Below are 24,994 nucleotides of genomic sequence, written 5' to 3' on the forward strand. Positions count from 1 at the left end.
CGCTCACATCCTTCAGTTGGCTGCACCCGCTCAGGTTGAGCTGCTGCAAGCCCGTCAGGCTGCTCAGCCCGCTCACATCCTTCAGTTGGCTGCACACGCTCAGGTCGAGCTGCTGCAAGCCCGTCAGACTGCTCAGCACGCTCACATCCTTCAGTTGGCTGCACACGCTCAGGTAGAGCTGCTGCAAACTCTTCAGACCGGACACCGGCTTTATGTCGGAGAGAGCAAATGACTGCCCCCACCAGATCTCTGCATTTGTGTCCACGCCGCAGAGCAACGCTTTCAACCCCATGAGGCACGAGACAGCCCGGATATCCGCCAGCTTCTGGCATCCGCGCAGATCGAGTGTTTCCAGACGGGTCAATGTCCGCAGACTGTCCGGCAGCCGATCAATGTCCAGCCCTCGCAGCGACAGCTCCCGCGCCCCGCTGGCCTTCGCCTCCGCAATCCGCCGCTCCGCTTCGTCGTAGTCGCCAGCCATCGACTGTCCCCCGTGTTTTTCGCGCATCAAAACCAACAAGCCGCAGATGGTAAATCTGCGGCTCGTGCGGCGGGAAGATGCGGAAGGTCAGGTCACGCGGTCAGGAACAGCCTCTCCGCCGCCCCACCATCGGCCAGCCGCACGCGGCGCCAAGACGATCACCACGCCGGCATCCGCTGCAGCCGCTCGACCGAGCGCCGCAGCCCTTGCGTGACCGTCTCGAACACCAGCGCCGAGAACCCGGCGGGCAGCCGCGCCCCGACCTCATCCACCACGCGGTCGGTCGCCACCAGCACGCGCTCGATCAGCGACTCGGCATCCGGCCCATGCCCGCAGTGCGGCGCCATCGCGTTGAAATGCCGCCGCTGCACATCCTTGAAGTGGTAGTGCCGGTGCTTGCCCACCACCGCCATCGCGAGCCGGGCCTTGTGCCATGACCATTGGCTGGGGCCGCTGCCGACCACCGGCCAGATCGACATCACGTCGTACAGCGGCGCCAGCCGGTAGCGCCCGCCGGGCAGCAGGTGCAGGCTGAAGTTCTTCGCATGACCGTCCGGTGCGGCGAGCAGCCAGAACAGGATCTGCGCCAGCAGCAGGGTCTCGATGTCGCGTGCTGCCTCGTCCGACTGCCGCAGGATCTGCGCCAGATCGCGCACGCCGGGACCGCCATCCGACTCGTATTTCAGATGCGGTGGCAGGCCCAGCGCCTGACAAAAATCCTCCTGCGGCAGCCGCAGCCACCACCGCCCCGACGAGTGCAGCCGCCGGTCGAACCGCTCGACGCTCAACACCTGCCGGGCGCCGAACGTCAGGATCTCGCACGAGGGCACCGCCAGACCGTACCCGCGCAGCAGGTTCAGGCACAGCCACTCGTTCTCGACCGACGACGACAAGTCCACCCGGCCATTGCCCACCAGCCCGAGCGGCAGCTTCAGGATGTGGGTGGTCGGCGTGGCGCGGTGCGGGCGCAGCCACTGGCCGCCGTGCCACAGCAGCGCCGTCTTCTCCTGTGCGCCGGCCAGCGACAGACGGAAGTCATCCTCGTCCGCATCCTGCGCACCCGGCGCGGCGGGCGAGGTGACGCGCATCAGGTGCTGCTCGACCGCCTCGTCGCTCAGCGCCGTGCCGTCGATCCGGTCGAAGCCGCTCGGCGTGTCGTCCTCGGGCAGGAGCTGCACCGCCCCGACACAATCGCGCCCGATCGCCTGCAGCAGATCAAACGCCCCGGTGGACGCCGTCCTGAGCCGGCTGGCCAGACGCCTGCGGATGTCGTCGCTGTCGGGCAGCAGGTTCTCGAAGTAGTGCGCGACCTTCTCGCCGACGTGCGGTGCGTCGTCCGCCCGGAATGGCAGGGACAGCGAGAGCGGCCGGCCCTGCGGCGAGGCCATCCAGGCGGCGTCGTAGCGGAGTTCCATCGGGCCATTCACCGGCAGGCGCCAGGTGCCGACCCGCTCGCCGTTGGACCAGATCGACAGCACCCGGGTCGCGGATCGGCGGGCCATGCCTTGCCTCACCTCGGCCTGTTCACCACTCGGCCGGCGTCGCGGCCGGCTCGTCCGTCCCGCGCACCTGCAAGGTCAGGTCCAGCCCCAGGCTCCCGCACAGCGCCAGCAGTTGATCGACCGTCATCGACCCCGGGTTCTGCTCCAGCTTCGACAGCCGCGACTGGCTCAGGTTGATCCGCACGGCCAGTTCGGTCTGCGACCAGCCGGCGCGCTTGCGGGCCGATTGCAGCAACTGGCCGAGTTGGTAAGTGGTGCGCAGGAGGTGCTTCATGGGGACATTTTATTCTTCCGGAGAATAAGATGGGTTTATTCCCCAAAAGAATATCGCCTCTGACCGAGCGCAGCCTCTGCTCTCGAAGGCGTGGCAGCGCGTGACCATGATTTGCCAACACCATGGCACCGGCAAGCTGCTGTCAACCGGCCAGCATCTCCATCGGCACCGAGAACCGCGCCGCCAGCGCCCGCACCTGCCGCAGGTTGAGCTGCCGCTTGCCAGCCAGCACCTCGGAGACCACGCCCTGCGAGCCGATCTCGGGCAGGTCGGATTGCCGCAGCCCGTGCTCGTCCATCAGGCTGGCGAGCACGCTGGCCGGGGTGCTGGTGTCAGGCCACGGATGGACGCGGCCTTCGTATTCGCGGATGCGGTCGGCCAGGATCTCCACCAGCCCGCCCAGCGGATGCGCCGGATCGGCGGCCACGGCGTCGAAAAGCTGGTCCACGACCGCCAGCATCCGTTCGTAGTGCGCGTCATCGGCGATCGGGGCGCCCAGGCCAAGCGCCTCGTGCAGCGCAACCCAGTGCGTCGAGATGTCGGAGAGGTTCATTTCCAGGCTCCTTTGTCGTCCATGCTCTGTGCTGCGCGTGCTCGCCAAGGCTGATCTCCCTCAGCTCGGATCCAGCCCATCCACCGACAGCCCGCTGTCGGCCATCCATTCCTTCGCGGCGCGGAAGGCCTCGATCGCGGCCGGGGCGCCGGCGTAGGGGGCGACGTGCAGCAGCACCTCGCGGATCTCGGCCAGCGTGGCGCCATTGTTCATCGCGCCGCGCAGGTGGCCCTTGAGTTCCTGGCTGCGGCCCAGCGCGGCCAGCATCGCCACGGTGCACAGGCTGCGCTGCTTGAGCTCCAGCCCCTCGCGCAGCCAGGTCGAGCCCCAGGCGTGCTCGTTGACATAGGCCTGCAGCGGCTTCGAGAAGGCGTCCGCCGCGCCCAGCGCGCGGTCGACGAAGGCGTCGCCCATGACCTGGCGGCGGCGCTGCTCGCCGGCGGACGGCGCGGGGGAGGCGGCGGAATCGGGGCGATCGGTGCTCATGTCGGTCTCGTGTCGAAGGAAGAGAAAAAGGAACAGGAAGAAGGCGGCTGCCGGGGCGGCATCAGGCGGCAGTATCGGGGCGGCCGTCGTCGGCCTCGTCGCCGGGCAGCCGTGCCCAGTGGCAGGGGCGCTCGCGCGTGGGCACGAAGGGGAGCGCCGGCACGGCGGCTTCGGTCGCGCCGGCGGGCCGGCTCGGCCGCGCCTGGCGCCAGACCGCCGGCGTCTGCCCGTGGCGGGCGCGGAAGGTGCGGATGAAATAGCCCGAGGACGCGAAGCCGCAGGCCCAGGCCACCTCCTTGACCGCCAGCGCCGCCTCGTCGGCCAGCAGCCGCTCGGCGCGGTCGAGGCGCAGGCGCACGATGTGCGCGGCCAGCGTCTCGCCGGCATGGCGGTGGAAGAGGTGCGAGAGATAGTCGGCGCTGCAGCCGCAGTGCGCGGCCAGATCGCGCACGCTCAGCGTGTGGTCGCCCAGGCGGTCGCGGATCAGCGAGCGCGCCCGCGCCAGCAGCGGTGGCTCGACGCTGACCTCGGTGGCCGCGCCGGCATCGAGCACCCGGCGCACCCCGGCCAGCGCCGCGGCCACCAGCGCACGGCGCTGCAGCGCCAGCGCCGCGTCGCCCTCCTCGCCCGGCAGCGCCGCATCGGCCAGCCAGTCCTGGATGCGCGCGACCTGCGCATGGCCGCGCACCTCCAGATGCAGGATGCCGGGCCGGCCGGGCTGCGCCTCGTGCGCCAGATGGCTGCACAGCGAGCCGGCATCGGCGTGGATCACCAGGTTCTGGAAGGCCTGCGCCGGCGCCGGTCCGGCCGCGCGCACATGCTCGTCATGCAGCAGCTTCGGCGGCACCAGCAGCATCTCGCCGGGCTGCAGCAGCCGCTCGGCATGCGGGAAGACGAAGCGGGTCGTGCCCGAGACCTGCAGGAACAGCTCGGCGGCCAGATGGAAATGGCCCTGGCCGCGACCGGGCCAGACCGCTGGATGCGGCGGCAGCCACAGCGGCGTACGCCCCTCGGCCGCCGCACGCGCGAAGCGCTCGACCAGCTCGCGCAGGCGCTGCGCCGGCTCGGCCGGCAGGTCGGCCGTCATCGCCGCGGCATCCAGGTTTTCTGACATGGTTTGAGGTTTTGTGCTGTCGGCAGCCGTTGCCGCCCACCCAGGGAAAAACCTATTCTGCCGACATGCAAAGTCCCGCTCCCTTGCCCGCGCCACCAGCGCGGATTTCTGTCATCGTCTGGAACGAGTTCCGCCACGAGCGCACCCGGCCGGAGGTCGCCGCGATCTATCCGGACGGCATTCACGCGACGATCGCCGCCGCGCTGGCCGAGCTGCCCGGCCTGGGCCCGGGCGCACGCGCGCTCGACATCTGCACCGCCACGCTCGACGAGCCCGAGCAGGGCCTGTCGGAAGAGCGCCTGGCCGGCTGCGACGTGCTGGTCTGGTGGGGCCACCGGGCGCATGCCGAGATCGAGGATGCAGTCGTCGACCGGCTTCAGCGCCATGTGCTGGCCGGCATGGGCCTGATCGTGCTGCACTCGGGCCACTTCTCGCGCCTCTTCCGCCGGCTGATGGGCACGCACTGCTCGCTGCAGTGGCGCGTCGCCGGCGAGCGCGAGCGGCTGTGGGTGGTCGAGCCCGCGCACCCGATCGCCGCCGGCCTGGACGACTGCATCGAGCTTGCGCAGGAAGAGATGTACGGCGAGCGCTTCGACATTCCCGCGCCCGACAGCACCGTGTTCATCTCCTGGTTCGAGGGCGGCGAGGTCTTCCGCTCGGGCTGCTGCTGGCAGCGCGGCCACGGGCGCATCTTCTATTTCAGGCCGGGCCACGAGACCTTTCCCACCTATCACCACCCGCAGATCCGGCGCGTGCTGACCAACGCGGTGCAGTGGGCCGCGCCGAACTCGGCGCGCCGGCCCGACCGCTGCCCGAAGGTCGAGCCGCGCGAACGCCTGCACACCCCGAAAGATTGAACAACATGACGACGACCTTCCCTGCCTCGCTCGGCCAGACCGGGCCCGGCCCCTCGCCCTCGCGGCTGTCGCGGGCGCGCCGCTCCACCCGGGTGCTGTTCGCGGCGCTCGGGCTGGTCGGCGGCGCCTGGGGCGTGCACATCCCGTCGGTCAAGATGCACTACGGCCTGGACGAGGCCATGCTGTCGCTGGTGCTGCTGTCGGCGGCGGCCGGCGCGGTGGTGTCGCTGTTCACCGCCGGGCGCATCGTCGCGTGGCTGGGCGCACGCGGCGCGGCGCGGGCCTGCGCGCTGGTGATGGGCCTGATGCTGGCGCTGGTGCTGCACTGGCCCTCGCTGGCGCTGCTGCTGCCGGCGATGCTGGTCTTCGGCGCGGCGATGAGCCTCTACGACGTGGCGATCAATGCCGAAGGCTCGGCGCTGGAGGTCATGGGCGGGAGCGCCATTCTCAGCGGCCTGCACGGCATGTTCAGCCTCGGCGCGATGGGCGGCGCGGCGCTGGCCGCGGGCCTGCTGCGGCTGCAGGTCACGCCGGAGCATCAGCTCGCCGGCTTCGGCCTGCTGATGGCGCTGGCGGTGCTGGCGGCCGCACGCGGCATGCTCGACACCCATCCGGCGCCCGAGCCGCACGAGGGTCCGCAGGCGCAGTTCGCCTGGCCGCGCGGCCAGCTGCTGGTCATCGGCCTGCTGATCTTCGCCGGCATGAGCGCCGAAGGCGTGATGTACGACTGGTGCGTGCTCTACCTGAAGCAGGAGCTCGGCATGCCGCAGGCCCAGGCCGGCCTGGGCTATGCCGCCTTCGCCGGCGCGATGGCGCTGGCGCGCTTCGCCGGCGACCGGCTGCGCGCGCGGTATCCCGAGGACCAGCTGCTGGCCTTCAGCGCCGGGCTGTCGGCCTTCGCGATGGCGGTGGTGCTGATCAGCGGCGATCCGTGGGTCTCGCTGATCGGCTACGCGCTGGTCGGCGCCGGCCTGGCGCCGGTGGTGCCGATCCTCTACAACGCCGCGACCCGGGTGCCGGGCACCAGCCGTGCCGCGGCGATCGCCTCGGTCTCGTCGATCGGCTACAGCGGCTTCCTGATCGGCCCGCCGCTGATCGGCGCAATCGCGCACGCGCTGACCCTGACTGCCGCGATGGGCGTGGTGGTGGTGGCGGCCAGCCTGCTGTCGATCTTCTCGCACCGGGTGCCGATGGCGGACCGCGCATCCAGGCCTTGAAATCCCGGCCAGGCCCCCGCAGATCGGCAGATCAGGACACCCCGCCGCAGGAGCCGACCATGCCGATCATGCCGACCCGTCCCGAACGACTTCACCACGATCTCGGTGCCGTGCTGGCGCTGGCGCGGCTGCTGGAGCGGCTCGACCCCGGCGCCTCGGAGCGCGCTGCAGCGCAGTACCGCCAGGTCGCCTCGACGCTGGGCGCGCTGCTCGACGCGGCCGAGCCCGGCCCGGCGCTGAATGCGCTGCTCGACGCGCATCCGGCCGCCGCCGAACTCTACGAGAACCTGCACTACGCGCAGGCCGGGCTGTGCCGGCATGCGCTGGGCGCCTCGCTCGGCAGCGAGATCGCCGCGGTCGACCTGATCCGCCGCGCCCGCACCCGGCGCTGAAGCGCGGCCGCGCTCAGGCCGAGACGCCGTCGGCCTTGAGCATCGCCTTGATGCCGCGCACCGCCTGGCGGATGCGGCTCTCGTTCTCGATCAGCGCGAAGCGCACATGGTCGTCGCCGTGGTCGCCGAAGCCGATGCCGGGCGAGACGCAGACCTTGGCGCGGGCCATCAGCTGCCTGGCGAACTCGAGCGAGCCCAGCGCCGCGTACTTCTCGGGGATCTTCGCCCAGATGTACATCGAGGCCTTCGGGCAGTCCACGTTCCAGCCGGCCTCGCGCAGGCCCTTGACGAGCACATCGCGGCGCTTCTGGTAGGTCGCGGCGATGTCCTTCACGCAACTCTGATCGCCTTCCAGCGCGGCGATCGCGGCGACCTGCAGTGGCGTGAAGGTGCCGTAGTCGTGGTAGCTCTTGATGCGCGCCAGCGCGGCGACCAGATCGGGATTGCCGACCATGAAGCCGATGCGCCAGCCGGCCATGTTGTAGCTCTTGGAGAGCGTGAAGAACTCGACCGCGATGTCCTTGGCGCCGGGCACCTGCATGATCGACGGCGCCTTCCAGCCGTCGAAGCAGATGTCGGCGTAGGCCAGGTCGTGGACGACGAAGATGTCGTGCTTCTTGGCCAGCGCGATCACCCGCTCGAAGAAGTCGAGTTCCACGCACTGCGCGGTCGGGTTGCTGGGGAAGCCGAGGATCATCATCTTCGGTTTCGGGTAGCTGCCGCGGATGGTCTTCTCCAGCTCGGCGAAGAAGTCCACGCCGGGCACCAGCGGCACCGAGCGGATGTCCGCGCCCGCGATCACCGCGCCGTAGATGTGGATCGGGTAGCTCGGATCCGGCACCAGCACGGTGTCGCCGCGGTCGAGCGTGGCCAGCATCAGGTGCGCCAGGCCTTCCTTGGAGCCGATGGTGACGATGGCTTCGCTGTCCGGGTCGATGTCGACGGCGTAGCGGTCCTTGTACCAGTGCGAGATCGCGCGGCGCAGGCGCGGGATGCCCTTGCTGGCCGAGTAGCCGTGGGTGTCGGGGCGCTGGGCGACCTCGGTGAGCTTGGCGACGATGTGCGCGGGGGTGGCGCCATCGGGATTGCCCATGCTGAGGTCGATGATGTCCTCGCCACGGCGGCGCGCGGCGAGCTTCAGCTCGGCCGTGATGTTGAAGACGTAGGGGGGAAGGCGATCGATGCGCGCAAAGCGGCGCTTGCCCGAAGAGCTGGAAGACGACATTGGCAGAGATGAACGTGAGCGCCCGGAACCGTCCGAGCGACGCTGGCTGCTGGGCAGCCAGTGCACATCCTAGGGTCTGTTGACGCAGATTGACAAGCCCTGAACCTGGCCGGCCGCACCTTCTGCGATTTGTCGATCAGTCCCCCAGCATCGCCAAGTCGCGGCGCCACGCCTCGCGTGCAGCCCGATCACGCGCCTGCAGATCACCGGGCTTGCGCAGCACCAGCTTGTGCGGCGAGCCTTGCCGCAGCGTGGTCGCGGTGAGCGGTGCGCCCGCGGCCTCGAACTGTGACTGGACATGCTGGCGGCGCGGCTCGGCCATCGCCAGCACGAGCGGCTCGGCGCTGGCGGACTCGGCCCAGGGGATCATGGCCATGCAGTCCTTGCAGCGGCACACCCACTCCACGCCGCACAGGCGGTGGTCCGTCAGGTCGCGCAGCGGTTCGTTCAGGGCGTTGCGGAGTGCCTCGGTCACGCGGTCGTGCAGCAGGCGATCCTGCGGCCACTGGCGCGACAGCGCACCGACGGACTGCACGAAGGGCGCCAGTTGCGTGGCGGGGTACAGACCCGGGTGCGCGAGCACATGGTCGATCAGGACGCGCAGATCCTCGATCCCATCATCCGCCCGCAGAACGAGGGACTGCGCCAGCTCATCCACCGCCTGCAGCATTGCGGGCTGCAGTTGCATCCGGTTGGCCGGCTTCGCCTGCACGCGGGCCTGATCGAAGCGCTTCAGCGCAGCCAGGCAGGCGTCGAACCAGTCGTCCAGCAGCACCAGACTCCAGCCCGCGTCCAGGGCAGCCTGCGTGAATGCCGGCAGCGGTGTCGGCCACAGCGCCGACAGGGACAGGTGCGAACCCCATTGCACACGCCATCCTGTCACGGCGGCGAATCGCCGCGCCTGCGGATCGTTCCAGCGCTGCAGCACGGTGCGCAGCCAGAGGGTGCCGCGCGCGTGCTGCAACCGGGCCAGGGTGGCGGCATCCTCTGGCAGGAAACCACTCGGATCGAAGTCCGCCAGCAGCGCCGTGGCGGCTTCGGGGTCGGGCAGCGCGGCGGCGATCTCGGCATACGCGTCGAGCAGCGTCCGACCGCGGACGCTCACCTGGTAGGCCAGCGTGCGGGCCGCCACCTTCACGCGACTGGCCAGGGTGACCGATTCGGCGGGCAGTCCGGCCAGCCGCTGCAGCTCTGCCAGGGCCCCGTCGAAGTCGAGTGCGAACCGGTCCCGCTCGACCGCCAGCGGTGACTGGATCACCAGCGCTGCGCGGCGGTACCAGTAGTCCAGCGTATCGCCGTAGTTGCCCATGTAGCCTTCGTACTGCTCGTCCACAAGGTGGGCGCTGCCGGTCTCGGTGAAGCTGGCGGTGTCGTCGAGCCTCACGGACAGGCTGCTGCGCGGGCCGACCTGGTCGTGTTCATCGACCCAGAAATCCAGCGACAGCGACTCGTCGATCAGCTCCCCCCGCTGGGGGTCAGCCTCATCGCCATGGCGGCTCCAGCGCGATCGGGGCGCAGGCTCGGCGCTCCAGGTCTGGTGCAGCTCGGCCAGCGCCAGGTGCAGGCGCAGCCCGAGCGCCTCGGCCGCCGCCCGCAGCGCCGCCACGCGCCAGCGGTCATCGCCCTTGAGCAGCGGCCAGCGCAGGCCGTGTTCGGTGTATTCATGGTCCAGCAGCAGCACCCAGGGCGCCATGCCCGGCGTGTCGCCGTCCATCGCGAACTGCTGCCGCAGCGCGTGTTCCAGCGCCGTCTGCAGCCTCGCAGGGACAGCCGGCCGCGCCACCTGCGCCGGCAGCACGAGGTCGAACGTCAGCGCGACACGCCAGCCCTCCTGTACCGGCAGCACCTCGTGACGACAGTCGGCATAGAACGCGAACCAGCGGAGGTCCTGCGCCTGCAGGTGCTGTGACGACAGGGCAGCTTCCTGCTGCCCCAGTTGCACCCGCAGCGTGCCGCCGATGTGCGGCGACGGCCAGACCAGCACCAGCGTGGCGACCATGCCGGGGTGCTTCTCGGTGTCCTGGTGCGGCTTGAAGAACTGGCCGGGGCCGTAGATCAGCAGGTTGTGCAGCCAGGCGTCGATCTGCTCCACGCCAAGTGCCTGCGCGACCGCCTGCTTCAGCGCGGCGAAGGCGCCTGGCTGCCAGTCGAGGCTGAGCAGGTCGGCGCTGATCTCGCCGGTGTGGCGCACGGTGGTGTCCAGCAGAGTCTGGTCGCGCAGGCCGAACTGGGCGGGCTCGCTGAGGTCGTGCAGCGCCTGGGCCTGGGCGGGCGGCAGCGGCTGGGGGAGCAGGCCGAGTCCTTCGACCTCGATCGCCAGGTGTCCGGCGGGCAAGCGGCCTTCCGCCCAGAAACAGTCCGGGGTGGTGGAGCCGTCTGGCGAGGCGGGTCGCGGCGTGGCCGGCTGGCGCAGGAGGTCGAGCAGGGTGTTCATGGTCAGTCATTGTGGCAACACCGACCTGAGACCGTACACCGCACAGCCAGCCGTCCCCAGATTGAACCGCACCGGCTTCGTGCAGGCCAGTGGGTGTGAGTCAGCGCCGGTGATGGCTCGGCGCCGGCTTGTGCACCGGCGTGGCCAGCCCTTCCATCCGCGCCTTGAGCTGCAGCGCCAGGTACTGCGAGTAGCAGCGCGACTGGTGCAGGTTGCCGCCGTGGATCCACAGGTTCTCGACCGGCGTGGGTTTCCACATGTTGCGCAGCTCGCCCTCCCACGGCCCGGGATCCTTGGTGGTGGCCGAGCCCAGGCCCCAGCACTTGCCGACCTGGTCGGCGACCTCCGGCGAGATCAGGTCGGCCAGCCAGCTGTTCATCGAGCCGTAGCCGGTCGCGTAGACCAGCAGGTCGCAGGGCAGCTCGGTGCCGTCGGTCAGCGTGACCGAACGCGGGTTGATGCGCTCGATGCCGACGCGGCTTTTCAGGTGGATGCGGCCGTCGGCCACCAGCTCGGAGGCGCCGACGTCGATGTAGTAGCCCGAGCCGCGGCGCAGGTACTTCATGAACAGGCCCGAGCCGTCCTCGCCGAAGTCGAGCAGGAAGCCGGCCTTCTCCAGCCGCGCGTACAGGTCGGCGTCGCGGCGCTTCATCTCCTCGTACACCGGGATGTGGAAGGTGTGCATGATCCGGTACGGCACCGAGGCAAACAGCAGGTCGGCCTTCTCGGTGCCGACGCCGTTCTCCAGCGCCTGCTCCGAGTAGAGCCCGCCCAGCGCCAGCTCCATCAGCGAGTCCGACGGCGCGATGTGCGTCGAGCTGCGCTGGATCATCGTCACGTCGGCGCCGTGCTCCCAGAGGTCGGCGCAGATGTCGTGCGCGGAGTTGTTCGAGCCCAGCACCACCGCCTTGCGGCCCGCCCAGGCCGCGCCGCCGGGGTGGCGGCTGGAATGGTGCTGCGTGCCCTCGAAGCGCTCGGCACCGGGAATCTGCGGCACGTTGGCGTAGCCCGACACGCCCAGCGCGAACACCAGCTGGCGCGGCCGCAGCGTGACCGGCCGGCCCTCGCGCACCACCCGCACCTCCCAGCGGCCGCTGGCCTCGTCCCAGCGGCACTTCTCGGCAACGGTGGAGCTCCAGTAGTTCAGCTCCATCACCTTGACGTACATCTCCAGCCAGTCGCCGACCTTGTCCTTCGGGCAGAACACCGGCCAGTCGTCCGGGAAGGGCAGATAGGGCATGTGGTCGTACCAGACCGGGTCGTGCAGGCACAGGCTCTTGTAGCGGTTGCGCCAGGAGTCGCCGGCACGCGCGTTCTTCTCGATGATGATCGTCGGCACGCCCAGCCGGCGCAGCCGCGCCCCGAGGCCGATGCCGCCCTGGCCGCCGCCGATGATGACCACCTCGGGCTGCTCGGTGTCGCCCAGCGCGGCCAGCTCCTGCTGGCGGCGCTCGAGCCAGCTGGCGCGCCCGCCGGCCTGCGCGCCGTGCTCGGCGCCCTTGATGCGGCGCCGGCCCTTCTTCTCCTCGAAGCCCTTGAGCTCGCTCATCGTCGTCAGCAGCGTCCAGGCGAGATCGCCCTTCAGGCGCAGATGGCCGGTGCCGCGCGCCTGCGCGGTCTCGAAGTCGAACCAGGCCTCGGTGACGCCGCCGGCCTCGCTGGCCTCGCCCTGCAGGCGAAAGCCGGACGGCGCCACGGTGCCGAGCTGCGCGTCGAGCATCTCGCGGATCGCGTCGCGGCCCTCCTCGGTGCGCAGGTTCCAGGTGAAGCTGACCAGGTCGCGCCAGTAGCACTCGTCGTCGAACAGCGCGGCGGCGGCCGCGCTGTCGCGCGCGGCCAGCGCGGCCTCGAGACGGGCCAGCCAGGCGGCGGCGCGGGCGGTCGGGGTGACCGGGACGGTCAGGGTCTCGCTCATCGTCATGTCTCCTTCGTGGTGGATGCGGATGCGGCCGGCTTCTGCGTCGCCGTGCCGCCGCCTCCAGACAGCGCAAGCCGCGTGCCGCGCCTGCTCACCCCCTGGAACGATGACAAGCCCTTGATTTCATTGAAGCTTCCCTCTCCGCCCGGCGCCCGGCCGCCGCGGTGACAGCTGTCACACCGAGACAGCTGTCACCGGTCACCGCGTGACAGGTGCCTCGCCCGGTCACTCGGCCGACGACTCGGCCGCATCCAGCGGCGAGACGATGCCGAAGCGGCGCATGCGCCGGTAGAGCGTCATGCGCGCGACGCCCATCTCGCGCGCGACCGCCGAGACATTCCAGCGTGCGGCCGCGAGGCGCTCGCGCAGCTGCCGGGCCGCGTCATGCTCGACCGCAGCAACCGGGGCCGCGGACGACAGTGCCGCCAGGGCAGCGCGGCGGCCCCCCAGGCCCTGCAGCCGCTCGGGCAGATCGGCCAGGCGGATCACGCCGCCGAGGCAGACGCTGCGGGCATAGTCGACGACATTGCGCAGCTCGCGCAGATTGCCGGGCCAGTCATGCGCCAGCAGCGCCGCGCGGGCATCGTCGGCCAGCACCGTGCCGGCGCCGTCGTCGGCCAGCAGCCGTGCGACCAGCGCTTCCAGATCGCGGCGCTCGCGCAGCGGCGGCAGCGCGAAGTGCGCGCCGTTGAGCCGGTAGTACAGATCGTCGCGGAAACGCCCCTCGCGCACCATGGTCTCGAGCGGACAGTGCGTCGCGGCGATCACCCGCAGGCGCACCGGCTGCGGCCGCGTCGCGCCGATCGGCAGCACCTCGCGCTCGGCCAGCACCCGCAGCAGCCGCGCCTGCAGCGCACGCGGCATGTCGCCGATCTCGTCGAGAAAGAGCGTGCCGCCGTCGGCCTCCTGGATCAGGCCGCGCTTGCCCTTCGGGCCTGCGCCGGAAAAGCTGCCCGGCAGATGGCCGAACAGCTCGCTCTCGATCAGCGACTCGGGAATGGCGGCGCAGTTGACCGCGACGAAGGGCCCGTCGCGGCGCGCGCTGCTGCGGTGCAGCGCCTTGGCGAGAAACTCCTTGCCGCTGCCGGTCTCGCCGGTGATCAGCAGGCTGACCGGGCTGTCGACCAGCCGCGCGGCGCGCTCGACCAGCCGGTCCAGCGCCGGATCGCCCCCCGAGAGCGCGGCCAGCGGTGCCGGCAGCGTGGCGCTGCGCGGCGTCTCGGCCGGACGGCGGGCCGGCGACACGGCCGGCGGCGCGCTCACCCGCAGGAACAGCAGGTCCGGCCGCCCGGTGCAGCGCACCGCGCCCGCCTCGCCGCCCTGCCCGGCCAGATGGCGCGGCAGCTCCGCCGGCGACAGCTCCAGCAGCGCCTGCAGCGGCCGGCCGATCAGCGTCGAGGGCGCCGTCGCCGCGGTGCCCGGCGGCGCGAAGAGCTGCTGTGCGCGACGGTTGTGGCCGGTGATGCGACCGGCCGCGTCCAGCGCCAGCAGATAGTCGGCGCGCAGATCGAGAAAGGCCGGCGCGTCGCCCAGGCGCAGGATCCAGTCGCGCCGGTGGCGCTGCAGGAAGGCGGCGTCCTCGATGCGCGCGGCGGCGTCGCGCACCAGCTGCAGCGCCAGATGCTGGCTGGACTTGGGCTCGGCGCTGCTGAGCTGCGAGATGTCGAGCACCGCCTCCAGCCGCCCGCCGGGGCCGAACACCGGCGCCGAGGTGCAGGTCAGCGGGATGTGGGTCGCGTCGAAGTGGTCGTCCAGATGCACCGTCAGCGCCTGGCCGGTGCTGATGCAGGTGCCCACGCCGCAGGTGCCGGCCTGCGCCTCGCTCCAGTCGGCGCCCAGATAGAGGCCGGCGCGGCGCAGCCGGCCCTCGATCTGCAGGTCGCCGAGAAAGTCCACCGTCACGCCGCGCGCGTCGGTCAGCAGCACCACATAGCCCAGGCCGGCGACCTGGCGATAGAGCTGCTCCAGCCCGTGGCGGGCGATCTGCAGGAAGTCCTCCATCTGGTCCTGATGCTCGCGCAGCCGGGCCTGCGGCAGGATGACCGCCTCCTGCATGCGGGTCGGGTCGAGCCGGTGATCGTGCACGCAGCGCTGCCAGCTCGCGCGGATGATCGCGTCGTGCGCGGCGGCGGCCGGCGCCGTCAGGCCCCGGTCGGCGACCTCGATGACGGTGGCGATGTGCGCACGCCGGGCGGCGGACAGCGGGGACGGCATGGCGGTCGGCATGGACGGATCTCCGGACGGCTGGCCGGCCACTGTGCCGCAGCCCGGCCGACACGCACAGGCGTGAACACCCGCACAGGGCACCCAGCCGGTCGCCCCGGCGCCGGCACGCTTCATGCACATTTCGACCATGGCTTCCGATTCCGCTGTACCGACTCCCCCCGCCCCGCCCGCCGCCGAGACCGAGCGCGTGCGCCGCCACACCCTGTTCGAGGACGCGCAGGCGCTGTTCACCGGCACGCTGTTCGTGTCGCTGGCGCTGATCATGTTCCGCCAGGCCGGACTGATGACCGGCGGCACCGCAGGCGCGGCCTTCCTGCTGCACTACGCCACCGGACTGAGCTTCGGACCGCTGTTCTTCGTGCTGAACCTGCCCTTCTACGGCTTCGCCTGGAAGCGCATGGGGCTGGAGTTCACGCTCAAGACCTTCCTGTCGGTGGGCCTGCTGTCGCTGATGACGTCCTGGTCGCCGGCGCTGTTCGCGATCGAGCGGCTGCATCCGGCCTACGCGGCGGTGCTCGGCGGGCTGCTGCTGGGCTCGGGCTGCCTGTTCCTGGCGCGGCACCACGCCAGCCTGGGCGGCGCCACCATCGTCTCGCTCTACCTGCAGCGCGCGCGCCAGTGGCGAGCCGGCCATGTGCAGATGGCGATCGACGGCACGATCCTGGCGCTGTCGTTTGCGCTGATCGAGCAGCAGAAGGCGCTCTATTCGATTCTCGCCGCGGTGACGATGAACCTCTTCATCGCGATCAACCACCGACCGGGGCGCTACGCGGTGCTCTGACACCGACGCCCCGGCATTCCAGGAGACAGACAAGATGGCCGTCAGCGTATTCGACCTGTTCAAGATCGGCATCGGGCCGTCGAGCTCGCACACCGTGGGGCCGATGCGCGCCGCACGGCTCTTCGTCGAGCGCCTGATCGCCGAGGGCCGGCTCGAGGCGGTGGCGCGGGTGCGCGTCGAGCTGCACGGCTCGCTGGGCGCCACCGGGCGCGGCCACGGCTCGGACAAGGCGGTGCTGCTCGGCCTGGCCGGGCATGATCCGGAGACGGTCGACGTCGACGCGGTGCCGGCGCTGCTGGCGGCGATGCGCGCCGAGCGGCGCATCGTGCTGGCCGGCCGCCATCCGGTGACCTTCGTCGAGCGCGACGATCTGGCGATGCTGCGCCGCCCGCTGCCCTTTCACGCCAACGGCATGCGCGCCCTGGCCTTCGACGCCGACGGCCGCGAACTCGAGAGCCGCACCTACTACTCGGTCGGCGGCGGCTTCGTCGTCAGCGATCAGGTCGCCGCCGACGGCCAGCGCCAGCGCGTCATCGCGCCCGACGCCTCGGTGCTGCCGCACCCGTTCCGCAGCGGCGCCGAGCTGCTGGCGCTGACACGCTCGCTGAGCACCTCGATCGCCGGCGTGATGCGCCTGAACGAGCGCCACTGGCGCGACGACGCCGAGATCGACGCCGGCCTGCTGCGCATCTGGCAGGTGATGCAGGACTGCGTGGCACGCGGCTGCCGCACCGAGGGCGTGCTGCCCGGCGGCTTCAAGGTGCGCCGGCGCGCCGCGGCGCTGCACGCGCAGCTGCTCGCGCACCCCGAGGCCGCGCTGCGCGACCCGCTGCAGACGCTGGACTGGATCAACCTCTACGCGCTGGCGGTCAACGAGGAGAACGCCGCCGGCGGCCGGGTCGTCACCGCCCCGACCAACGGCGCGGCCGGCATCGTGCCGGCGGTGCTGCACTACTACGCACGCTTCCACCCTGGCGCCAGCACCGCCGGCATCGTCGACTTCCTGCTCACCGCCGCCGCCATCGGCCTGCTCTACAAGGAGAACGCCAGCATCTCCGGCGCCGAGGTCGGCTGCCAGGGCGAGGTCGGCGTGGCCTGTTCCATGGCTGCAGGCGCCCTGTGCGCGGTCATGGGCGGCACGCCCGAGCAGGTCGAGAACGCCGCCGAGATCGGCATGGAGCACCATCTGGGCCTGACCTGCGACCCGGTGGGTGGCCTGGTGCAGATCCCCTGCATCGAGCGCAACGCCATCGCCTCGGTCAAGGCGGTCAACGCCGCGCGCATGGCGCTGCGCGGCGACGGCTCGCACCATGTCAGCCTCGACAAGGTCATCAAGACCATGCGCGAGACCGGCGCCGACATGCTGACCAAATACAAGGAGACCGCCCGCGGTGGGCTGGCGGTCAACATCGTCGAGTGCTGAAGCGCCAGGGTGGCACCCACCAATTGACGTTTACGTAAACGTCATCAACAATCGCCGCGCTGTCGCATCCGGACCGCAGCCCGTCGAGCCGTACCCGCTTCGTGCCCGGATGTCAGCCACGGACAGGCCCCCTGACGCAACAATCGCTGTCCATGAGCACAGAACTGAACGAACTCTTCGAACGCAATCGCCAGTGGGCAGCCGACACCGAGACCCGCGAGCCGGGTTTCTTCTCGCGCCTGTTGAAGCAGCAGACTCCGCAGTACCTGTGGATCGGCTGTGCCGACAGCCGCGTGCCGGCCAACGAGCTGGTCGATCTGCTGCCGGGCGAACTCTTCGTGCACCGCAACATCGCCAATGTGATCGTGCCCAGCGACCTCAACGCGCTGTCGGTGATCCAGTACGCGGTCGATGCGCTGCGGGTCACGCATGTGATCGTCGTCGGCCACTCCAACTGCGGCGGCGTCAAGGCGGCGCTGAACAATCTGCGCGTCGGTCTGGTCGACATCTGGCTGCGCCATGTGCAGGACGTGCGCAACCAGCACCGGGCCTTTCTCGACAGGCTGACGCCGGAACGCCAGGTCGACGCGCTGGTCGAGCTGAACGTGCTGGAGCAGGCGCGCAACGTCTGCCGCACCACCATCGTCGAGGACGCCTGGCAGCGCGGCCAGGAGGTGGTGATTCACGGCTGGGTCTACGGCCTGCACAACGGCCTGCTGGAGGATCTGCGCATCACGGTGTCGAAGCCTCAGGACATCGAGCCGGCCTACGAACGCGCGCTGGAGGCGCTGAAGCAGCGCTTTGTCCCGGCCGAGACGGCCGAGGCGGCCTCCGACTGACCCGGACGCAGCGAAACGCGCCAATGTTCCCGCAGCAGCTCGACGACACCCGCGCCTTCGACATCGCCTGCGCGATGCTGGAGGGATTCAACCGCCACTACCAGCTGTTCCGGGAGGCCAGCGCCAGCGCACGCGCACGCTTCGAGCGAGGCGACTGGCACGGCCAGCACGAGGCGCAGCGCGAACGCCTCGCGTTCTTCCCGCGCCGGGTCGAGGAAACGGTCGAGCGGCTGCGGCGCGACTTCCACGCCGGCGCGCTGCCGATGGCGGTCTGGCAGCAGGTCAAGCTGCACTACATCGGCCTGCTGACCGGCCACCGCCAGCCCGAGCTGGCCGAGACCTTCTTCAACTCGGTGACGACCAAGATCCTGCACCGGGACTATTTCCACAACGACTTCATCTTCGTGCGGCCGGCCGTCTCGACCGAATACATCGAGAACGGCGAGCCGCAGCTGCGCCCGAGCTTCCGCGCCTGGTACCCGAGCCGCGAGACGCTGCGCGAGGCGCTGGCGCAGCTGGTCGGCCATTTCGGGCTGGAGGGCGCATGGGCCGACCTGGAACGCGACCTCGACGAGGTGCTGGCCGAGACCGAGGCGGCCATCGGCCCGGGTCGGCTGCGCACCAATTTCCAGATCCAGGCGCTGAGCTCGCTGTTCTTCCGCAACAAGGGCGCCTATGTGGTCGGGCGCATCATCAACGGCTACAACGATCTGCCCTTCGCGCTGCCGATCCTCAAGGACGAACAGCAGCGGCTGTTCATCGACGCGGCGCTGTTCGGCGAGGACGATCTGCAGCGGCTGTTCAGCTTCGCGCGCGCCGACTTCATGGTCGACATGGAGGTGCCTTCGGCGTACGTGCAGTTCCTGCGCGCGCTGATGCCGCGCAAGCCGCGCAGCGAGCTCTACAGCCAGCTGGGCCTGCACAAGCAGGGCAAGACGCTGTTCTACCGCGACTTCCAGTCGCACCTGCGCCACTCGAGCGACCATTTCCGCATCGCGCCGGGCATCAAGGGCATGGTGATGCTGGTGTTCGACCTGCCCAGCTACCCCTACGTCTTCAAGGTCATCAAGGACCGCTTCCCGGCGCAGAAGGACACCACGCGCGAGCAGGTCAAGGGCAAGTACCTGCTGGTGAAGCAGCACGACCGGGTCGGGCGCATGGCCGACACGCTGGAGTTCAGCAATGTCGCCTTTCCGCGCGCGCGCTTTTCCGAAGCGCTGATCGAGGAGATCCGCCGCGAGGCGCCCAGCCAGCTCGAGATCTCCGACCGCGACGGCGACGGCCAGGAAGAGGTCATCCTCAAGCATGTCTACATCGAGCGCCGCATGGTGCCGCTGAACATCTACCTGCAGGAGGCCACGCCCGAGCAGCTCGAGCATGCGGTCGTCGAGTACGGCCAGGCGATCAAGGACCTGGTGGCGGCCAACATCTTTCCCGGCGACATGCTGTGGAAGAACTTCGGCGTGGTGCGCAACAACAAGGTCGTCTTCTACGACTACGACGAGATCGAGTACATCACCGACTGCCACTTCCGTCGCGTGCCCGCGCCACGCCACGAGGAAGACGAGATGTCGGGCGAGATCTGGTATTCGGTCGGTCCGAAGGATGTCTTCCCGGAGACCTTCGGCCCCTTCCTGCTCGGCCACCGCGGCGTGCGCGAGGTGTTCATGCGCCATCACGCCGACCTGCTCGACCCGGCCTTCTGGCAGGCGCACCAGGCGCGCATCCGCGCCGGCCATGTGCACGATGTCTTTCCCTACGATCCGGAGCGCCGCTTCCTGCACCGCCGGCGCCCGGTCGAACCCGCCGTTCCCCCTGCCCCCACCGTCCCCACCGACTGAATCCCGAAGGAGCGCCGCCATGAGCGTCAGCATCAGCCGCAGTCACGACCCCGTCGTCATCGTCTCCGCCGCCCGCACGCCGATCGGCGGTCTGCTGGGCGACTTCGCCGCGCTGCCCGCCGCCGAGCTGGGCGGCGTGGCGATCCGCGCCGCCATCGAGCGCGCCGGCCTGCCCGGCGACGTGGTCGACGAGGTGCTGATGGGCAACTGCCTGATGGCAGGCCAGGGCCAGGCGCCGGCGCGCCAGGCCGCGCTGGCCGCCGGCCTGCCGATCTCGGCCGGCGCGGTGACGCTGTCGAAGATGTGCGGCTCCGGCATGCGCGCGATGATGTTCGCGCACGACATGCTCGCCGCCGGCTCGGCCGACGTGATGATCGCCGGCGGCATGGAGAGCATGACCAACGCGCCGCACCTGAGCTTCGTGCGCAAGGGCGTGAAGTACGGCGCCGCGCAGCTCTTCGACCACATGGCGATGGACGGCCTGGAGGACGCCTACGAGCGCGGCCGGGCGATGGGCGTCTTCGCCGAGGCCTGCGTCGAGAAGTACGGCTTCACCCGCGAGGCGCAGGACGCCTACGCCATCGCCTCCACCACCCGCGCCAAGACCGCCAACGAGGACGGCTCCTTCGACTGGGAGATCGCGCCGGTGACGCTCAAGGGCCGCGGCGGCGACACGGTGGTCCGCCACGACGAGCAGCCCTTCAAGGCCCGTCTGGACAAGATCGCCGGGCTGAAGCCGGCCTTCAAGCGTGACGGCACGATCACGGCCGCCAACGCCAGCAGCATTTCCGACGGCGCCGCCGCGCTGGTGCTGATGCGCGAGTCGACCGCCGCCGCGCACGGCCTGCAGCCGGTCGCGCGCATCGTCGCGCATGCGGTGCATGCGCAGGAGCCGGCCTGGTTCTCGACCGCGCCGGCCGGCTCGATCCGCAAGGTGCTCGCACGCGCCGGCTGGCAGGTCGGCGACGTCGACCTGTGGGAGGTCAACGAGGCCTTCGCGGCGGTGACGATGGCGGCGATGCACGAGTTCTCGCTACCGCACGAGATCGTCAACGTGCACGGCGGCGCCTGCGCGCTGGGCCACCCGATCGGCGCCTCGGGCGCGCGCATCGTCGTGACGCTGCTGGGCGCGCTCAGGAAGCGCGGCCTGAAGCGCGGCGTCGCCAGCCTGTGCATCGGCGGCGGCGAGGCCACCGCGCTGGCCGTCGAGATGGTCTGACGCACGGCATCGGCATGACCCTGGGTCTGCACGATCCAGCGCTGTTCGCGCTGTCGGTGCTGGTGCTCAACGCCACGCCGGGCGTCGACCTGGTCTTCGTGGTCGGGCGCACGCTGCAGTGCGGACCGCGCACCGGGCTGGCCGGCGCGGCCGGCATCAGCCTGGGCTGCGTGGTGCACGCGCTGGCGGCGGCCTCCGGGCTGGCGGCGCTGCTGGCGATGTCGGCCGCCGCCTTCTCGGCGCTGAAGTGGCTGGGCGCGGCCTATCTGGTCTGGCTGGCCGCGGGCATGCTGCGCGCGGCATGGGCTGATCCGGCACAGGCTCCCGCGGCCGCGGTGTCGCCCGGCGCTGCCGACGAGGCCCCGCCGCTGGGCCGCACCTTTCGCCAGGGCCTGCTGACGAATGTGCTCAACCCGAAGGTCGCGCTGTTCTTCCTCGCCTTCCTGCCGCAGTTCATCGATGCCGCCGCGCCTGACAAGGCCTTCAGCTTCCTGGTGCTGGGCGCGTGGTTCGCGGCGCAGAGCGCGCTGTTCCTCGCCGTGCTCGTGGGCATCACCGGCCTGCTCCGGCAGCGTGCACGCTCTTCCATCTTCGGCTCCGCCTCGGCCGGCCGCTGGCTGCAGGGCCTGGGCGGCCTGCTCTTCCTGGGCCTGGCCGCACGGCTGGCCCGCACCGAGGCGCCCGTGCCCTGAGGGCGCAGCGCCGTTCAACACGCCGAAAGAGGCCCACCCATGCTGCTCTCCGACGACCACCGCGCCATCCAGGACGCCATCCGCACCTATGTCCAGGACCAGATCGCCCCGCACGCGGCGCGCTGGGACAAGGAGCACCACTTTCCCGCCGAGCAGCTCAAGGGCCTGGCCTCGCTGGGCTGCTACGGGGTGGCGGTGCCGACCGAGCACGACGGCGCCGGCCTCGACTACCTGGCGCTGGCCCTCATCCTCGAGGAGATCGCCGCGGGCGACGGCGGCACCTCCACCGTCATCAGCGTCAACAACTGCCCGGTCTGCTCGATCCTGATGGGCTTCGCCAGCGAGGCGCAGAAGCAGCAGTTCCTGAAGCCGCTGGCGCGCGGCGACATGCTCGGCGCCTTCTGTCTGACCGAGCCGCACGTCGGCTCGGAGGCCGGCGGCCTGAAGACCACCGCTGTGCGTGACGGCGATCACTACGTGCTCAACGGCGTCAAGCAGTTCATCACCAGCGGCAGGAACGGCGACGTCGCCATCGTCATGGCGGTGACCGACCGGAACGCCGGCAAGAAGGGCATCAGCGCCTTCATCGTGCCGACCGCCACGCCCGGCTACACGGTGGCGCGCATCGAGGACAAGATGGGCCAGCACAGCTCCGACACCGCGCAGATCCTGTTCGAGAACTGCCGCGTGCCGGCGGCCAACCGCATCGGCGACGAGGGCCAGGGCCTGAAGATCGCGCTGGCCGGGCTGGAGGGCGGGCGCATCGGCATCGCCTCGCAGTGCGTCGGCATGGCGCGCGCGGCCTTCGAGGCGGCGCTGCGCTACAGCAAGGAGCGCGTGGCCTTCGGCGTGCCGATCTTCGAGCACCAGGCGGTGCAGTTCCGCCTGGCCGAGATGGCGACGCAGATCGAGGCGGCGCGCCAGCTGATCTGGCACGCCGCCTCGATGAAGGACGCCGGCATCCCCTGCCTGAAGGAGGCCGCGATGGCCAAGCTCTTCGCCAGCGAGATGGCCGAGCGGGTCTGCTCGATGGCGATCCAGACCTTCGGCGGCTACGGCTATGTCAGCGACTTTCCCGTCGAGCGCATCTACCGCGACGTGCGCGTCTGCCAGATCTACGAGGGCACGAGCGACGTGCAGAAGATCCTGATCGGGCGCGCGCTGGCGGGCTGACGCAGCCCGGTCACGCCACGATCACGTCCCGATCACGCCGGCGTCATGCCCGCTGCCGACACTCGGCCGGGTGACGACGTCGCTGCCCCTGCCCGCCGCCCTGCGCGGCTTCCGACTGCTGATGTCGGCCCAGTTCGTGTCCGGACTGGCCGACAACGCGCTGCTGCTGGTGGCGATCGGCCGCCTCGCGGCCGAGGGCGGGCCGGTCTGGCTGCCGCCGCTGCTCAAGCTGGCGTTCACGCTGGCCTATGTGCTGCTGGCGCCCTTCGTCGGGCCGCTGGCCGACCGCGCGCCGAAGGCCGCGGTGATGAGCGCGGCCAATGCGCTCAAGGCCGGCGCCTGCGCCGCGATGGCGCTGGGCGCGCCGGTGGGCCCGTGCTTCGCGCTGGCCGGGGCCGGCGCGGCACTGTATTCGCCCGCCAAGTACGGTCTGGTCACCGAGCTGATGCCGCCGCACCGGCTGGTCGCCGCCAACGGCTGGATCGAGGTGGCCACCGTGCTGGCCGTGCTGTTGGGCACGATGCTGGGCGGCGCGCTGCTGGCCTGGCTGGCGCCGGCCACCGCACTGGCCGGCCTGCTGGCGCTCTACGGTCTGGCGGCGCTGCTGAACCTGGGCATTCCCGACAGCGGCGCGCGCTATCCGGCCGCGCCGCCGCTGGCCTGCCAGCTCGGCGACTTCGCGCGCGCCAACGCGCGGCTGTGGCGTGATCCGCTCGGGCGCGTCTCGCTGGCCACCACCACGCTGTTCTGGGGCGTCGGCGCCACGCTGCAGTTCCTGGTGCTGCGCTGGGCCGAGGAAGACCTCGGCCTGACGCTGGCGCAGGCCGCCTGGCTGCAGGGCCTGTCGGCCACTGGCGTGGTGGTCGGCGCGCTGCTGGCCGGGCGGCTGGTGCCGCTGGAGCGTGCGCCGCAGGTGCTGTGGCTGGGCGTGCCGATGGGCCTGCTGCTGCTGCCGATGCCGCACATCGACCACTGGCTGCCGGCGCTGCCGCTGCTGGCCTGCGCCGGCCTGGTCGCCGGGCTGTTCGTCGTGCCGATGAACGCGCTGCTGCAGCACCGCGGCGCCACGCTGCTCAGCGCCGGGCGCTCGATCGCGGTGCAGAACTTCAACGAGAACGCCAGCGTGCTGCTGATGCTGGCCGGCTACGCCTGGTTCAGTCGCCAGGACCTGCCGCTCGAGCTGCTGATCCGCGGCTTCGGTCTGGGCATCGCGCTGCTGATGGCGCTGATCGCGCTGCATCACCGGCACCACCACCGGCAACCCCATCGCCACAAGGAGATCGCCTGATGAGGATCGTCATCGTCACCGACGCCTGGGAGCCGCAGGTCAACGGCGTGGTGCGCACGCTGAAGATGACCACGCACGAGCTCGGCCTGCTCGGCCACGAGGTGCACATCGTCTCGCCGCAGGGCTGGCCGAGCGTGCCCTGCCCGACCTATCCGGACATCCGCCTCGCCGCGGTGACGCCGCGCGGCATGGCGCGCCGGCTCGACGCGCTGCAGCCCGACTGCCTGCACATCGCCACCGAGGGCCCGCTGGGCTGGGCCGCACGTTCGGTGGCGCGCCGGCGCGGCTGGCCCTTCACCACCGCCTATCACAGCCGCTTCCCCGAATACCTACAGCTGCGCACCGGCCTGCCGGTGAACTGGAGCCACGCGCTGCTGCGCCGCTTCCACAACAGCGGCGTGGCCACGCTGGTGCCCACGCCGCACATGGGCGAGGAGCTGCGCCGCCACGGCTACCGGCACCCGGTGCACTGGAGCCGCGGCGTCAACCTGGAGATGTTCAGCCCGGACGGGCCGGTGCTGACGCGCCCGGCCGGCGGCAGCCCGGTCTTCCTGTACGTGGGCCGGCTGGCGGTCGAGAAGAACATCGACGCCTTCCTGCGGCTGGCGCTGCCCGGCGAGAAATGGGTCGCCGGCGCCGGCCCCGAGGCCGCGCGGCTGCGCCGCACCTACGGCGACGGGGTGCGCTGGTTCGACGTGCTCTCCGGCCCGGACCTGGCGCAGCTCTACCGCAGCGCCGACGTGATGGTCTTCCCGAGCGAGACCGACACCTTCGGCCTGGTGCTGATCGAGTCGATGGCCTGCGGCACGCCGGTGGCGGCGCTGCCGGCGACCGGTCCGATCGACGTGGTCGGCACCAGCGGCGAGGGCGGCGTGATCGACACCGACCTGAAGGCGGCCTGCCTGGCCGCGCTGCGCTGCGACCGCACGCGCGTGCGCGCCTTCGCCGAGCGCTACACCTGGGCGGCGGCGACGCGCCAGTTCGAGCAGGCGCTCCGACCGATCCCGCGGCCGGCCGCGCTGATCGCGGCGACCTGAGCCCGGGGCCGGAGCCTGGGCC

The 24,994-nt window shown here is 70.9% G+C and carries 22 protein-coding genes; 12 read left to right on the top strand and 10 right to left on the bottom strand.

The window, feature by feature from the left end:
• The 6 genes from HZU84_RS15025 to HZU84_RS15050 form a co-directional block, all read right to left on the bottom strand.
• Positions 1-481: leucine-rich repeat domain-containing protein (locus HZU84_RS15025; protein ID WP_180692985.1), on the bottom strand; the 481-nt coding region annotated here is incomplete at its 3' end.
• A 158-nt stretch (positions 482-639) separates the two neighbouring features.
• Positions 640-1,983 carry a type II toxin-antitoxin system HipA family toxin gene (locus tag HZU84_RS15030; protein WP_149505093.1) on the bottom strand — a complete coding sequence of 448 codons (1,344 nt, stop codon included), beginning with the start codon at positions 1,981-1,983 and terminating at the stop codon, positions 640-642.
• A 22-nt stretch (positions 1,984-2,005) separates the two neighbouring features.
• Entirely contained in the window at positions 2,006-2,257 is a 252-nt protein-coding gene (locus tag HZU84_RS15035; protein WP_149505092.1) for a helix-turn-helix domain-containing protein, read from the bottom strand.
• A gap of 142 nt (positions 2,258-2,399) precedes the next feature.
• Positions 2,400-2,810, bottom strand: coding sequence for a helix-turn-helix domain-containing protein (locus HZU84_RS15040; protein ID WP_149505091.1), 411 nt, complete (start codon positions 2,808-2,810; stop codon positions 2,400-2,402).
• 60 nt (positions 2,811-2,870) lie between these two features.
• Positions 2,871-3,296, bottom strand: coding sequence for a carboxymuconolactone decarboxylase family protein (locus HZU84_RS15045; RefSeq protein WP_149505090.1), 426 nt, complete (start codon positions 3,294-3,296; stop codon positions 2,871-2,873).
• A 61-nt stretch (positions 3,297-3,357) separates the two neighbouring features.
• The gene (locus HZU84_RS15050) at positions 3,358-4,410 is read right to left on the bottom strand and encodes a helix-turn-helix transcriptional regulator (RefSeq protein ID WP_149505089.1); all 1,053 of its coding nucleotides are present in this window, start codon (positions 4,408-4,410) and stop codon (positions 3,358-3,360) included.
• A 65-nt stretch (positions 4,411-4,475) separates the two neighbouring features.
• Between HZU84_RS15050 and HZU84_RS15055 the strand changes: the two genes are divergently transcribed.
• Genes HZU84_RS15055 through HZU84_RS15065 form a run of 3 tightly spaced genes read left to right on the top strand, consistent with a single transcriptional unit; the run spans position 4,476 to position 6,876 of the window.
• Entirely contained in the window at positions 4,476-5,267 is a 792-nt protein-coding gene (locus HZU84_RS15055) for a ThuA domain-containing protein (RefSeq protein ID WP_149505088.1), read from the top strand.
• Positions 5,268-5,272: 5 nt separating this feature from the next.
• Positions 5,273-6,484 carry an MFS transporter gene (locus HZU84_RS15060; protein ID WP_149505087.1) on the top strand — a complete coding sequence of 404 codons (1,212 nt, stop codon included), beginning with the start codon at positions 5,273-5,275 and terminating at the stop codon, positions 6,482-6,484.
• Between the two features lie 59 nt (positions 6,485-6,543).
• Positions 6,544-6,876 (top strand): soluble NSF attachment family protein, encoded by a 333-nt coding sequence (locus tag HZU84_RS15065; protein ID WP_244954380.1) that lies wholly within the window; start codon positions 6,544-6,546, stop codon positions 6,874-6,876.
• 13 nt (positions 6,877-6,889) lie between these two features.
• Here HZU84_RS15065 and alaC read toward each other — a convergent pair whose 3' ends face one another.
• The 4 genes from alaC to HZU84_RS15085 all read right to left on the bottom strand — a co-directional run bounded on the left by alaC (position 6,890) and on the right by HZU84_RS15085 (position 14,655).
• Positions 6,890-8,101, bottom strand: coding sequence for an alanine transaminase (gene alaC, locus HZU84_RS15070; protein ID WP_149505086.1), 1,212 nt, complete (start codon positions 8,099-8,101; stop codon positions 6,890-6,892).
• Positions 8,102-8,237: 136 nt separating this feature from the next.
• Entirely contained in the window at positions 8,238-10,535 is a 2,298-nt protein-coding gene (locus HZU84_RS15075) for a 2OG-Fe(II) oxygenase (protein ID WP_149505085.1), read from the bottom strand.
• A gap of 100 nt (positions 10,536-10,635) precedes the next feature.
• Positions 10,636-12,450: a flavin-containing monooxygenase gene (locus tag HZU84_RS15080; RefSeq protein ID WP_149505084.1), complete on the bottom strand. Its 1,815-nt coding sequence runs from the start codon at positions 12,448-12,450 to the stop codon at positions 10,636-10,638.
• A gap of 228 nt (positions 12,451-12,678) precedes the next feature.
• A complete protein-coding gene (locus HZU84_RS15085) occupies positions 12,679-14,655 on the bottom strand; it encodes a sigma-54-dependent Fis family transcriptional regulator (RefSeq protein WP_420821133.1) in 1,977 nt (658 codons plus the stop codon).
• Positions 14,656-14,806: 151 nt separating this feature from the next.
• Between HZU84_RS15085 and HZU84_RS15090 the strand changes: the two genes are divergently transcribed.
• From HZU84_RS15090 to HZU84_RS15130, 9 genes are all read left to right on the top strand, one after another.
• Positions 14,807-15,460, top strand: coding sequence for a YitT family protein (locus tag HZU84_RS15090; RefSeq protein WP_149505083.1), 654 nt, complete (start codon positions 14,807-14,809; stop codon positions 15,458-15,460).
• Positions 15,461-15,494: 34 nt separating this feature from the next.
• Positions 15,495-16,883, top strand: coding sequence for an L-serine ammonia-lyase (locus tag HZU84_RS15095; RefSeq protein ID WP_149505082.1), 1,389 nt, complete (start codon positions 15,495-15,497; stop codon positions 16,881-16,883).
• A 152-nt stretch (positions 16,884-17,035) separates the two neighbouring features.
• Positions 17,036-17,722, top strand: coding sequence for a carbonate dehydratase (gene can, locus HZU84_RS15100; protein ID WP_149505081.1), 687 nt, complete (start codon positions 17,036-17,038; stop codon positions 17,720-17,722).
• Between the two features lie 23 nt (positions 17,723-17,745).
• The gene (gene aceK / locus HZU84_RS15105; protein WP_149505080.1) at positions 17,746-19,563 is read left to right on the top strand and encodes a bifunctional isocitrate dehydrogenase kinase/phosphatase; all 1,818 of its coding nucleotides are present in this window, start codon (positions 17,746-17,748) and stop codon (positions 19,561-19,563) included.
• 19 nt (positions 19,564-19,582) lie between these two features.
• Complete coding sequence (locus tag HZU84_RS15110) at positions 19,583-20,782, top strand: acetyl-CoA C-acyltransferase (RefSeq protein WP_149505079.1); 1,200 nt, start codon at positions 19,583-19,585, stop codon at positions 20,780-20,782.
• A gap of 14 nt (positions 20,783-20,796) precedes the next feature.
• Positions 20,797-21,474, top strand: a complete 678-nt coding sequence (locus tag HZU84_RS15115) for a LysE family translocator (RefSeq protein ID WP_149505078.1) — start codon at positions 20,797-20,799, stop codon at positions 21,472-21,474.
• A 39-nt stretch (positions 21,475-21,513) separates the two neighbouring features.
• Positions 21,514-22,647: an acyl-CoA dehydrogenase family protein gene (locus HZU84_RS15120; protein WP_149505077.1), complete on the top strand. Its 1,134-nt coding sequence runs from the start codon at positions 21,514-21,516 to the stop codon at positions 22,645-22,647.
• Between the two features lie 70 nt (positions 22,648-22,717).
• Positions 22,718-23,935, top strand: coding sequence for a lysophospholipid transporter LplT (gene lplT / locus HZU84_RS15125; RefSeq protein ID WP_244954378.1), 1,218 nt, complete (start codon positions 22,718-22,720; stop codon positions 23,933-23,935).
• Positions 23,935-24,972 (top strand): glycosyltransferase family 4 protein, encoded by a 1,038-nt coding sequence (locus HZU84_RS15130; protein ID WP_149505076.1) that lies wholly within the window; start codon positions 23,935-23,937, stop codon positions 24,970-24,972. Before lplT ends, HZU84_RS15130 begins: the two co-directional genes overlap by 1 nt.
• Positions 24,973-24,994 lie beyond the last annotated feature (22 nt).

Source organism: Sphaerotilus sulfidivorans, from assembly GCF_013426975.1.
GTDB lineage: Bacteria > Pseudomonadota > Gammaproteobacteria > Burkholderiales > Burkholderiaceae_C > Sphaerotilus > Sphaerotilus sulfidivorans.